This window comes from Xanthobacter lutulentifluminis, from assembly GCF_043194675.2.
GTDB lineage: Bacteria > Pseudomonadota > Alphaproteobacteria > Rhizobiales > Xanthobacteraceae > Xanthobacter.
Window position 1 is genome coordinate 539,492 of record NZ_CM195525.1, and the last position, 12,170, is coordinate 551,661.

At 70.5% G+C, this 12,170-nt stretch carries 8 protein-coding genes; 5 read left to right on the top strand and 3 right to left on the bottom strand.

From position 1 onward, the window contains the following. Nucleotides 1-23 precede the first annotated feature (23 nt). The 3 genes from V5F49_RS02405 to V5F49_RS02415 all read left to right on the top strand — a co-directional run bounded on the left by V5F49_RS02405 (nt 24) and on the right by V5F49_RS02415 (nt 4,334). Complete coding sequence (locus tag V5F49_RS02405; protein ID WP_394114769.1) at nt 24-899, top strand: alpha/beta fold hydrolase; 876 nt, start codon at nt 24-26, stop codon at nt 897-899. A 40-nt stretch (nt 900-939) separates the two neighbouring features. Further along, nucleotides 940-2,124: an MFS transporter gene (locus V5F49_RS02410; protein WP_394114768.1), complete on the top strand. Its 1,185-nt coding sequence runs from the start codon at nt 940-942 to the stop codon at nt 2,122-2,124. A gap of 1,004 nt (nt 2,125-3,128) precedes the next feature. Beyond that, nucleotides 3,129-4,334, top strand: a complete 1,206-nt coding sequence (locus V5F49_RS02415; RefSeq protein ID WP_394114767.1) for a GGDEF domain-containing protein — start codon at nt 3,129-3,131, stop codon at nt 4,332-4,334. Between the two features lie 231 nt (nt 4,335-4,565). Here the strand turns inward: V5F49_RS02415 and V5F49_RS02420 are convergent, their stop codons facing one another. After that, the gene (locus tag V5F49_RS02420) at nt 4,566-4,952 is read right to left on the bottom strand and encodes a hypothetical protein (RefSeq protein WP_394114766.1); all 387 of its coding nucleotides are present in this window, start codon (nt 4,950-4,952) and stop codon (nt 4,566-4,568) included. A gap of 203 nt (nt 4,953-5,155) precedes the next feature. Then, on the bottom strand, nt 5,156-7,429 hold the full coding sequence (locus tag V5F49_RS02425; RefSeq protein ID WP_394114901.1) for a heavy metal translocating P-type ATPase: 2,274 nt from the start codon (nt 7,427-7,429) through the stop codon (nt 5,156-5,158). 65 nt (nt 7,430-7,494) lie between these two features. On the opposite strand from V5F49_RS02425, the gene V5F49_RS02430 reads away from it, so the two are divergent. Continuing rightward, entirely contained in the window at nt 7,495-8,016 is a 522-nt protein-coding gene (locus V5F49_RS02430; protein WP_394114765.1) for a MerR family transcriptional regulator, read from the top strand. Nucleotides 8,017-8,037: 21 nt separating this feature from the next. Here the strand turns inward: V5F49_RS02430 and V5F49_RS02435 are convergent, their stop codons facing one another. Then, nucleotides 8,038-10,569: an NfrA family protein gene (locus tag V5F49_RS02435; RefSeq protein WP_394114764.1), complete on the bottom strand. Its 2,532-nt coding sequence runs from the start codon at nt 10,567-10,569 to the stop codon at nt 8,038-8,040. Between the two features lie 454 nt (nt 10,570-11,023). On the opposite strand from V5F49_RS02435, the gene V5F49_RS02440 reads away from it, so the two are divergent. Beyond that, nucleotides 11,024-11,983 carry an Lnb N-terminal periplasmic domain-containing protein gene (locus V5F49_RS02440; RefSeq protein ID WP_394114763.1) on the top strand — a complete coding sequence of 320 codons (960 nt, stop codon included), beginning with the start codon at nt 11,024-11,026 and terminating at the stop codon, nt 11,981-11,983. Nucleotides 11,984-12,170 lie beyond the last annotated feature (187 nt).

The following is a 12,170-nucleotide window of genomic DNA, read 5'->3' on the forward strand; positions in this document are numbered from 1 at the left end:
CGGATCGACAAGGGGTCAATTCAATGAACAGCCGGATCTACCACCGCACCGCCGTCGTGAACGGGCGAAAGGTCTTCTACCGCGAGGCCGGTGATCCCGCGGCGCCAACGATCCTGCTGCTGCACGGCCTTCCGACGAGCAGCCAGATGTTCCGGGACCTGATGCCCGCCCTGGCGGACGCCTTTCACCTCGTCGCCCCCGACTACATCGGCTTCGGCCATTCGGATGCTCCGCCGCGCGACACCTTCAGCTATACCTTCGACAATCTGGCGGCCCATGTCGAAGGACTCGTCGATGTCCTGGGGCTGACCTCGTACATCCTCTACATGCAGGATTACGGCGGTCCGGTCGGCTTTCGCCTGTTTACGCGCCGCCCTGCACAGGTGAGCGGCTTCATCATCCAGAACGCCAATGCCTATCTCGAGGGTGTGGGCGAGGCGCCCAGGCAGGCGCTGTTGCCGCTGTGGGAGAACCGTACGCCGGAAACCGAGAAGGCGGCGCGCGAATTCGTCAGCCTGGAAGGCACGAAATTCCACTGGCTGGTGGGCGCAAAGGAACCGGAAGCCATCAATCCGGACAACTGGGTGCTCGATCAGGCGCTGCTCGATCGACCTGGCACACAGGACTATCAGGTCGACCTCCTCGAGAACTACAAGAGCAACATCGCGCTCTATCCGCAGTGGCAGGCGGCTTTCCGCGAGCACCAGCCGAAGACGCTGATCGTCTGGGGCAGGCACGACCCGTTTTTCATCCCGCCCGGCGCCCGCGCCTATCTGGGCGACCTGCCCGACGCGAAGCTGGTCTGGCTCGACAGCGGCCACTTCGTGCTCGACGAGAATGCCGCGCAGGTCGCTGCCGAGATCAAGGCGGTGTTTGCCGCCCCGCGCGGCAACGGCTGATCCCGCCATTCGGGCCCTCCAGCATCGAGGATCTCAGGTCATGGACAGACGCCTGCTCACGCTGGCTCTCGGCACGTTCGCGCTGGGAACCGACAGCTTCGTAATCGCCGGCGTGCTGCCGGAGATCTCGCGCGCCTTCGGCGTCGGCATCGGCGCCGCGGGCCAGATGACGACGGTCTATGCGATCACCTACGCCGTCCTGGCGCCGACGATCGCAGCGCTCGCCGGATCGGTCGCCCGCAAGCGTCTTCTTCTCGCGGGCCTGTCGCTGTTCGTGGTGGCCAATCTGGCGACGGCCGTTTCCCCGACATTCGCAATTGCCCTGCTGACACGGGCGGTCGCGGGCCTCGGCGCCGCGATGTTCTCGCCCACCGCAATGGGGGCGGGTTCCATGCTTGTGCCGCCGGAGCGCCGGGGCTTCGCGCTCGCCGTCATCGTGGCCGGCCTGACGACGGCCACCGCGCTGGGCTCGCCGACGGGCGCCGTGATCGGCGGCCTCGGCGACTGGCGGTGGACGATGGTCTTCGTCGCGGCGCTCGGGACTGCATCCTGTCTCGGCGTCTGGGCATTCCTGCCGGAGATGCCGCTGCCGCCCGCGGTTACGCTTCGCCAGCGCCTCGCGCCGCTTGCCGACGCCCGTATCGGACTGACGCTCGCGACGACGCTGCTCGCCATGAGCGGGATCTTCATCCCGTACACCTATTTTGCCGTCGTCTTCGACCGTGCCATCGGCGGCAGCCCTGCGATGATCGGCGGCCTGCTGGTGATGTGGGGGATCGCGGGAACGGCCTCCAACCTGCTTGCGGGTCGCCTGATCGACAGGATCGGGTCACGCAAGGTCGTCGTCGCGATGCTGACGGTGCTGATCGTCAACACCGCGCTGATGCCCTGGTCGAGCGCCAACGCCTGGACGGCCGTTCTGGCCATTGCCATCTGGGGCGCCTGCGGCTGGGGCATCCTGGAGCCGCAGCAGCATCGTCTGGTGACGCTGGCGCCCGCGATCGCCCCCATCGTGGTCGGCCTCAACACCTCGTGCACCTATTTCGGCGTCACGACCGCGGGCATCGTCGGCGCGCTGGGCCTCCGGGCACTCAGCGGCCATGACCTCGGCTTCGTCGGCGCGGGTCTTCTCGGAGCCGCCTTCCTGGTTTCGGAGCTCGCAGCCCGGCGCATCGCCACCGTCGCACGCCTCTCGGTTCCGGCGGATTCGGCCTGCAAGGGCTGACCGACGATCAATCTCACGGTGATCCGCAGCCCCTCCGAAAGGCCCTGCCCCGCCGCGTGAGGAAGGAGGTGCCTGGGCGCATTTTCGCGCGGGCCAGAACCACTGGCAGGGCGATGCTGCCGAGCGCCGTGCCTCATCAACCGGGTGCGGTGGAACGGGGATCGCCGAGCGTGCCCAGCCTCACCTCGCGCGGCCGCCATTTTGCGCCTGAACCACAGGCGGATACGCCTGGAGCATCCGCCGGTGATGCTGCCATTCCCGGACGGGACGTGGCTCCAGCCGCACCCATGAAAAGAGCGCGGGCTGGACAGGGATGAAGGCTCCACAGGCGCGCGGCTATAGCCGGGCCTCACGGATGCACGGCAAAGTCGGTTCCCGGTTGTGGGACCGGCCCCATCTGGGGTGGGTGGTGGGTCACGAAAAGTCTGGGATTTGAGAGCTGGCACCCGCCGACAGCCGCCAGCATTGCGGCCATGATCACCACTCGCCCCAGCCTGACCATTCGCACCCCCTGCCTTGACGATGCAACCATAGCGTTACATTCGCCGCGGAACATGCGACGAAGTAGCATAGCGCAAATCTTCAACCGGGCGTGGGGGCGCCGACGGTCGCGCCCTCCTCCGCCTGATCCCGGCAAAGTCCGAACCGGGCACTCCAAGCGCACCGCCGGGATTTGAAGTATTCTTCGCCGCTATCGCCTAGGCTCCCAACCATCAGACTGATCTTAAATAGTATTCTTGAATGGCTGTCCGCCCCTCCGGCCCGCGGCGTTCGCGGAGGCCCGGGCACGTTCGGCGGCGCGCCTCGGCCTCCCTCAGCTCCCGATCCTGCCTTCGCGGCCATTGCTAGGTTCCGGCGCGCCGCCTGATTGACGCTTGACCCGGACGGCAAAGCCGCCCCTATGGAACGGACATGCGGCCATACCGGGAGGGGCATCGGGTGGGCAAGGAGGGCGCTGCTGCGGGGGCGCGGGTGCGCGGGTTCGGGGCTGGGTGAGGGCGACCGTGACACCCGTCACCGACATCTACCTCTATACGGGCCCAGCGGTCTCGGTGATCTTCGCCGCAGCCTTCCTCGGCGCATGGCTGTTCCAGAGGTCTCGCCGCTACATCCTGCTGTTCACGGCGACCTTCCTGACGTTCGCCATGGCCTCGCTCTCGCAGATGCTGGGCATTCCGTCCGATACCGGCCACAACACCATGGTGGCAGGAACGCTCTATACGCTCGCCATCCTGTTCCTGATCAAGGGCGTATGGGCGCGGCTGGGCGTGAAGGAAGGAGAACTCCTCCTCTTTTTAATCGCCGCGATCCTGATGGCGTTGAAATATTACTTCTTCTACATCCAGCGCGATCTGGTGATGCGCATCTACGTGCAGCACTTCGGCTTCGGCCTCATGTTCCTGGTCGCGGCGGTCTGCATCGCCCGGGCGGGACCGCAACGGGGGCTCGACCGGCTGATCTTCTGGCTCATCCTTATTTTCGGCCTGCATTTTTTCCCGCGCACCATCCTCACCATGTCGGTGTCCCAGGAGATCTATTCCATGGACGCGTCCCGGCCGGGGTTCGACATGAAGGCCGCGGGGCCGATCTTCCGCCACTCGCCGTTCTGGCAGGTGCTGAACTTCACCCTGCTCATCAGCACGTTCCTCATCTCGCTGACCTTGCTGGGCGCAGTGGTGGGGGACGTGATCGAGGAATTGCGGCGGGAAGGGGCGGTCGATCCGCTGACGGGCATCGCCAACCGCCGCAGCTTCCTCGTCCGGGCGGAGGCCGCCGCCAACCGGTCGCCGGAGGCCATGAGCGTCGTCTATTGCGACGTCGATCATTTCAAGAGCATCAACGACAGGTTCGGCCATGCCGCGGGCGACCGGGTGCTGGTCGAGTTCGCCCTCCTGCTGGAGGCCAAGACGCGCCCGCGGGACGTGGCGGCGCGCCTGGGCGGAGAGGAGTTCGTCGTCCTGCTCCCGAGGACAGGCAGGAGGGGAGCCGCCGAGTTCGCGGAGCGCCTGCGCCAGGCGGTGGAGCTCACGCGTTTCTCGGGCCTGCCGAACCATGTGACGGTCACCGCGAGCTTCGGCGTCGCCGAATGGCGGACCGGGGAACAGCTGATCGAGGTGATGCATCGGGCGGACCGGATGCTCTATGCCGCGAAACGCAACGGCCGCAATCAGGTCGCGGTCGACACGGAACTGACGGCCGACGAGGCCTGACCCCGGCCAGCCGTCGGTGCGCAGCGCCCTTCTCCCATCCACGTCACCAGCAGTTCCCCGTCACGATCCGTGGCACCTGCGCCGAGGGCCGCTCCTCCGGCGCGACATTCCCAGCGGCGTATGTGGGAAGCATGGGGCACGGACGAAGCGCGATCGGCTCGCGGGCCGCGCCGGGCCTGTCCGCGTGGTCCCGGTCCGGGGCGCGGGCGAGCGCGCGTTGGCCGCGCAGGCTCAGCGCCACCGGCTCACGAGGCGCAGAGCGCCCCACGCCCCCAGCAGGGTGATGGCCATCTGGCCGGCCAGGGCAACGCCCATCCGGAAGCCGCCTGCGGCGGCCAGCGACGACGACCCGTCCATGAACGGCGAGAGCAGCATCACCATCACCGCGCCGCCGAGCGGGGCCACGACGAGCGCGCCGACACATGCGATGACGATGTTCACGATCCAGCCGAGGACGCCTCGCTTCTTCGTCCAGGCCTCATGGACGGCGACGACCACGGCGCCCACGAGAACGGCGCCCGCGATGACGATCGAGCCACCGACGCTGTCCAGCGGAATGGCGCCCGTCCCCTGCAGCAGCAGGATGCTGATGATGGCAGCCAGCAAGATGTACGGCATGGGGTGATCCCCGCGGTGCGGATGGCGTCGGACTGTGCGGGCGCCGCCATTCACATGGCCCACCTGCTCGCGCGACCTTCGGCACCGGCACCGGCTCGGCCGCACCGGCGGATCATGCGCCTGCCGGCGCGGCCAGGCCACAGCTTTCGCCGGCGGTGCCGGTGCCGCCGCCCGTGCGGGCCGGAGCGGCTTGCCTCGCGCGCTCACCCCTCCCGGGCGCGGATGTCCAGAAGGCGCAGGGCGTTGGCGGTCACCAGAACGGTGGCGCCGGTGTCGGCGAGGATCGCGGGCCACAGGCCGGTGATGCCGGCGATGGTCGTGACCAGGAACACTGCCTTCAGCCCCAGCGAGATGGCGATGTTCTGGTGGATGTTGCGCATGGTCCGCAACGACAGGTCGAACATGGCGGCGATGTCGCGGACCCGTCCATGCAGCACGGCGGCGTCCGCCGTCTCCAGCGCCACGTCGGTACCGCCACCCATGGCGATGCCGATGTCCGCGGCGGCGAGGGCCGGCGCGTCGTTGATGCCGTCACCCACCTTGGCCACCACCGCGCCCGACTGCCGCAGCCCGGCGACGATGCGCTGCTTGTCCTGCGGCAGCAGGCCCGCCTGCACCTCGATGCCGAGGGCCCGGCCGATGGCGGCGGCGGTGCGGGGGTTGTCGCCGGTGAGCATGAGGACGCGCAGCCCCCGCTCCCGCAGCGCGGCAAGGCCGGCGGCCGCATCCGGGCGCGGCTCGTCGCGCATGGCGATGGCGCCCGCGAGGGCCCCGTCGACGAGCAGCACGGAGACCGTCTTGCCCGCGTCGTTGAGCGTGGCGAGGCGGTCTGAGAAGGCCGCGTCGGGCACGCCCTGCTCCGCGATCGCGGAGGCCGCGCCGAGGAACACATCCCGCCCCTCCACGCTGGCGCGCACGCCCTTGCCGGCGAGGGCGCGGGCATCGCCCGCCGCCGGCACCGTCACGCCGTCCGCCGCCGCCCGGTCCAGGATCGCGCGCGCCAGCGGGTGGCTGGAACCGGTCTCCAGCGCTGCCGCGAGGCGCAGCACCTCGGCTTCGGGCAGGCTCACGCCCAGGATATCGGTCACCTGCGGCCGGCCCTCGGTGAGCGTGCCGGTCTTGTCGAGGCAGACGACGTTCACCTTGCCCGCCGTCTCCAGCACCGCCCCGCCCTTCATGAGCAGCCCGCGCCGCGCGCCCGCGGACAGTCCGGAGGCGATGGCCGCGGGGGTCGAGATCACCAGCGCGCACGGGCAGCCGATGAGGAGAATGGCAAGGCCGCGATAGATCCATTCCTCCCACGCGCCGCCCAGCAGCAGCGGCGGCACGAGGGCCACCAGCGCGCCGAGGACGACCACGGCCGGGGTGTAATAGCGCGAGAAGCGGTCGATGAAGCGCTCCGTGGGGGCACGCGCCTCCTGCGCCTCCTCCACCAGCTTCACCACGCGGGCGATGGTGTTGTCGCGGGCAGCGGCGGTGACGCGCACGGTGAGCGCAGCCTCGCCGTTGACGGTGCCGGCGAACACGCCGGCGCCGACGCCCTTGGTGACCGGCGCGCTCTCGCCCGTGACCATGCTTTCGTCGATGCCGCCGGCGCCGGCGACGATCTCGCCGTCCGCGGCGATCCGGTCGCCCGGGCGCGCGAGGATGACGTCGCCGACGGCCAGCCCCGCCGCATCCACCTCCACGAAGCCCTCGCCGCGCCGGACGAGCGCCGTCTTCGGCATCAGCGCCGCCAGCGCGCGGATGCCGTCGCGGGCGCGCCCGGCCGCGAAGCCCTCCAGCAATTCGCCGACGAGGAAGAGGAACACGACGGCCGCCGCCTCCTCGGCCGCGCCGATGATGACGGCGCCCACCGCCGCAACCGTCATCAGCATCTCGATGGTGAAGGGCATCCCGTTGGTGGCGGCGGCAAAGGCGCGCCGCGCGATGGGCACCAGCCCCACCAGCATGGCGGCGATGAACAGCGCCGTCTGGGCTTGCGGCAGCACGAGGCCGGAAGCGAAGGCGGCGAGGAAGGCCGCACCGCTCGCCAGCGTCAGCCGCACCTTGGGGCTGGACCAGAACGCGGCCGGCGTTCCGGCCGATGGGGGCGCGGCGTGGTCGTGGTCGCGGCCGGCATGGCTGTGCCCCGCGTGGTCGTGGCCAGCATGGTCATGCGCTCCGTGCTCATGCCCGTCATGGTCGTGACCGTCATCGTCATGGCCGGCATGCCCGCCGCAGCACGGCGCCACGGCGGAGGCCGACGCCTCGCCTGCATCCGCGAGCAGCTCGTAGCCCATGGGCCTCAGGCGCGGCGCCAGCGCCGAGAGGTCGGCATCCGGCCGGTGGCGCACCACGAGCGTGCCGCTGGCAACCGACACGCTGGCCTCCACCACGCCATCGAGACGGCGGGTCGCCACCTCGATCTTCGCGGCGCAGGCCGCGCAATCCATGCCGGTCACGCGGAAGCGCGTCCGGGCCTCCGGGGCGTTCATCATGCAACCCTTCCCTTTGTCACCGGCGCACCCTAGATGCTCTAGTGACTAGAGGAGCAAGCCCCATGTCCGGCACCGTCGCAGCGGCGTTCACCATCGGCGAGGCGGCCCGCGCCAGCGGGGTGAAGGTGCCCACCATCCGCTTCTACGAGCAGGCCGGCCTGATCCCGGAGCTGGTGCGCACGCAGGCCAACCGGCGGCTCTACGGCCCGGCGGAGGTGCGGCGGCTCGTCTTCATCCGCCACGCCCGCGAGCTGGGGTTCGAGCTCGACGCCATCCGCGCCCTGCTTTCCCTGCAGGACCGTCCGGACCAGTCCTGCGCCGAGGCCGACGCCATCGCCAGCGCGCGGCTGGAGGAGGTGCGCCAGCGGATCTCGTTCCTCAAGGCGCTGGAGGCCGAGCTGGCGCAGATGGTGCGCGCCTGCGCCCATGGGCGCGTCGCCGAGTGTCGTGTCATCGAGACGCTGTCCGACCACGGCCAGTGCAGCTTCCACGCGGCGGAGGCCCCGGCGGGCGCCGCGAAAGGGCCGCCGAAGCCGAAGGCGCGCGCCCGCAGCAAGGCCACGGCTGGCCGGGGCGACGCCTGACTGAGGCGGCGGCGTGGCCCGTCAGTAGGAGAGGAAGGCGCCGGCGAACACGCCCTGCGCACGGTCGTCGCCGGCCAGCTTCCAGCGGTACTGGAGCGTCAGGTCGATGTAGGAGCGCGGCGCGGAATATTCGTCCTCGTTGAACCAGTAGCGGGCCGTCAGCCCGGGTCCGGCACCGAGCGCGAACGGCGTCGCATAGGCTGTGTCATAGCCGCCGCCGATGGCCAGATACGGCCACAGCACCAGATGGTCGGACAGCGCATCCATGCGGAACGCCTGGCCGTAGCGCCCCTCGAAGGTGGCGATCGTCTCCGGCAGGCTGACGAAATAGTTGTAGTCCGCATAGATCTGCCACGCGCGCCAGGTGTCCACGTCCACCCGCAGGTCCGTGCCCTCCCCCCGCGACCAGGCGGCGCGCAGCAGGAGATCCTCGCGCGCATATTGGCCGACGGGGAAGAGATAGGAGATCTCGAACACGAGATTCTCGTTCTTGATCGGCTTCCACCGCGCACCCACCGATCCCTGGATCGTATCGAACCCGGTCGGGCCGCCGGCGTCGGCATAGAGCGTGCCGAAGCCGCGGACGAACAGCTCGAAGATGGAGCCGTCGCGGTAGCCGATCCCCGGCGGCCGCCAGAAGATCTCGCCGCCGGCGCCCACCGTGTTGCTGGCGCCGGGGGACGGCGGCGCGAGATAGGAGCCTGGGGCGACGCCGACGGGACCATAGTTCACCGAAGCATAGGCGCCCCATGTGCGCGTCAGCTCCGACACCTGCCGGCGCAGGCCGAACAGATATTGCGGATCGACCGCGAGCTTGCCCTCGCGCGCCTCGTCGATGGCCGACTTCAGGTAATCCACCGCCTCGGCGTTGTGGTAGGTGCGGCGGGCATTGGTGGCCGCCTCGATCAGGGTGGTGCCGCGCAGGCCCCAGCGGCCGTTGGCCTCGGAGAAATAGGCGTAGGCGAGATCGTCCTCTCCCGCCTGGCTGGCCAGAACGGCGAGGTCCACCGCCTTCATGCCGCGCAGGGCGCCGCTCTCGTAGGCGGACAGGAACAGCTGCCGCGCCTCGTCCTTCCGGTCGAGCTGCGCGAGCACGCCGATGCGCGCGGAGAGCATCGCCATGCGCTCCTGCGCCGTGCGGGCGCCGGCTGCGGCGCGGGTGAAGGCGGCCAGCGCCGCCTCCCGGTCCTCCAGCGCGAGATAGGCATATCCGAGCCGCGCCTGCACCTCGTAGCTGTCCTCGCCGGCATAGGGCTGGAGCGCCCAGATGGCGAGCTCTGGCTGCTTGGCCGACAGCGCCGCATCGGCGAGCGAAAGCCGCACCGGGCGCACCTGCGCGGGGGGCAGCTTGCCGGATGCGAGCAGCTGGCGCGCCTCGTCGCGCGCCGCCGCGTGCTGGCCGCCGGCGAGGAGCGCGTTCAGCAGCAGCAGGCGATAGTTGATGTTGCCCGGCTCGGCGGCCAGCGCGCGACGGGCCTCGCGGATGGCGCCGCCGTAATCCTTGCGGCCGAACGCGGCGTAAGCGGCGGTAGCGGCAGCGTAGCCGGGCGCCGAAGGGTTGAGGGCGGCCAGCGCGGCACCGGGCGGCGCCTGCGCCGGCCACAGGCTGCACGCCGGGCCGTAAGGCGTCTCGACGCACTTCTGGAACGGAACCGGCAGGCTCTGCCACGCCTTGGCCGAGACCATGCCGGGGGTCTTGATCTGCTGGCGCGCGGCGCGCAGCCGCAGCGCCACCGCAGGATCATCCGGCGTCCCCGTCGCCTCCAGGATGCGGATCGCCCGCTCGGGATGGCCGGCGGCGATGGCGGCGTCGGCGATCACGATCCGCACCTCGCGGCCGGTGGCGCCGGTGAGCACCTCATCCTCCAGCGCGGCGTCGAAATCGGCCTCCGCCTCGGCGATGCGGCCCTGACGCTCGCGCAGGTAGCCGCGCAGCGCGCGCGGAAGGAAGGACTGGGGATCGACCTGCATGGCCTCGCTCGCGGCCTTCTCGGCTGCCGGCAGGTCTCCGGCGGCGATCAGCGCATAGACGAGCTGCATGCGGTAGGTGAGCGCATCCGGCACCAGCGCGATGGCCTTGCGCGCCTGCTCGGCGGCGGCCCGGGCGTTCCCCGCCTCCAGCGCCTTGTTGGCGGCGAGCCCGGGCGCCTGCGCGAGCTTGCTGCTGAGGGAGCGCAGGCGCGCCACCAGCGACTGGTCGGTGATGCCCTGGGCCAGCGCCTTGTTGCCGACGGCCACGGCCTCGTCCAGCTTGCCCTGCCATTCCAGCGCATCCATCAGGATCAGCCAGAGCTGGGGCGCATCGGGGCGCAGCTTCAGCGCCTCGCGCGCATAGGCCTCCGCCTCCGCGTAGCGCTGCTCGCGCTGGGCGGCGTAGGCCTTGTCCGCGGCCGCCCAGGCTGCGCCGGACAGCTCCACATTCTGGGCGCGCGCAGGCGGCGCCGTGGACGCGAGCAGCGCGAGCGCCAGCGCGAGGCCGGCACCCGCGCGGCGCGCGGGCCTCGCCCGGATCGGGCCGGGGACGGGTTCAGCGAGAGGTTGAGCGGCAGACATGCCTCAACGTCGCAGCGTCCGCTTAATCCCCAGTTAACGTTAACGGCCGGTGGACAGGCCCCGGCCCGGCGACGCTCCCTTGCTGCTCCCGAAGGCACGGTTCGGCAGGATTGCCGACGTCGCCGGAAGCCATCGGCGGCGGTGCGGTCCGCGCGCCGGCCAAGCGCGATCGCTGACCCGGGCCCCGCGCGCCCCGGAGGGGCGTGCGGCCGCACGACACCGCCGCTCCCACACATCCGGGGCGGTGCGCAGGCAGTCCACACCCGCCCGCCGGCGCTTGCCGAGGAGCTTCGGCAGGCGCCCGCGCGCTGGCATTCCGGGGCCGCAGGGGCTACAGGGCGGCCGATCCTTCCTTCGCAATCGCCCTCCTGCCCCCGCGCCCATGACCCAGACCCCACCTCCCCCTCCGCCGGCCGATGCCACCCCTGCCCCTTCCCGGCGGCGCCGGGCGCGCGTGGCGGGCATCGTCCTGCTGGTCGTCCTCCTTGCGCTCGCCACCACGTGGACCCTCACCGCCCTCGCCTATCAGGCGCCGGACGGCTGGCGTTCCCTCGCCATGGCCGGAACGGTGGTCGCGGCCGTCGGGCTGGCGGTGCTCGCCCTGCGGCGGCAGGCGCTGGCGTGGGCGGGGACGGCCGCGCTCGTTCTTGCGGTCGGCCTGTGGTGGGGGTCCATCCGCCCGTCCGACAGTCGCGACTGGGCGCCGGAAGTCTCCCGCACGGTGACCGGCGAGGTGGAGGGCAATCAGGTCATCCTGCACAACGTGCGCAACTTCGTCTGGCGCAGCGAGACCGACTTCTCCCCCCGCTGGGAAACCCGCCTCTACCAGCTGGACACGCTCCAGTCGGTGGACCTGTTCAGCTCGGTCTGGGGCAACCCGGCCATCGCCCACACCCTCATCGGCTTCGGCTTTTCCACCGGGGAGCGGGTGGTGTTCTCGGTGGAGATCCGCCGCGAGCGCACCGAGGCCTTCTCCGAGGTGGGCGGCTTCTTCAAGGAGTTCGAGCTGGCGCTGATCGCGGCGGACGAGAACGACATCGTGCGCCTGCGCACCGATGCGCGCGGCGAGACGGTCTCGCTCTATCCGCTCAAGGTGACGCCCGATCAGGCGCGTCGGCTGTTCCTGTCCTACGTCGCGCTCGCCAACGATCTGGCCGCCCACCCGGCCTTCTACCAGACCGCCACCTCCAACTGCACGACGGTGATCTACGACCTGGCCCGGCTGGTGGAGCCGGGCGTGCCGTTCGACTGGCGCATCCTGCTCTCGGGCTATCTGCCGGACTATCTCTACGACCACGCACTGATCCCGCGCGACCGGCCGCTCGATCAGGTGCGCCGGGAGGCGGTGATCCCGCCCCAGCGTGGCGCGACTGCGCCATATTCATCGGCGATCCGCGCTCACGGCGCGCAATAAGACTGCGGAGATGCAGGCGCGGAACGGTCTTTTCTGTCGCCGCGGCGCGTTGTTCTGCCCCGACACGGAGTGATTTGCCGGCTCAGCGCAATTGATCCGCGACAGCCATTTGCCTGCAATGTTGGTGCGCTAGCCTCACGCGCGAGATGGCCCTCCCCCCGGCCATTACATTCCCGCGCGTGGCGGC

Excerpts from the sequence above, each read along its gene's own strand:
- V5F49_RS02405 (WP_394114769.1), top strand. The coding sequence starts at position 24 with ATGAACAGCCGGATCTACCACCGCACCGCCGTCGTGAACGGGCGAAAG.
- V5F49_RS02410 (WP_394114768.1), top strand. The coding sequence starts at position 940 with ATGGACAGACGCCTGCTCACGCTGGCTCTCGGCACGTTCGCGCTGGGA.
- V5F49_RS02420 (WP_394114766.1), bottom strand. The coding sequence starts at position 4,952 with ATGCCGTACATCTTGCTGGCTGCCATCATCAGCATCCTGCTGCTGCAG.
- V5F49_RS02425 (WP_394114901.1), bottom strand. The coding sequence starts at position 7,429 with ATGAACGCCCCGGAGGCCCGGACGCGCTTCCGCGTGACCGGCATGGAT.
- V5F49_RS02430 (WP_394114765.1), top strand. The coding sequence starts at position 7,495 with ATGTCCGGCACCGTCGCAGCGGCGTTCACCATCGGCGAGGCGGCCCGC.
- V5F49_RS02435 (WP_394114764.1), bottom strand. The coding sequence starts at position 10,569 with ATGTCTGCCGCTCAACCTCTCGCTGAACCCGTCCCCGGCCCGATCCGG.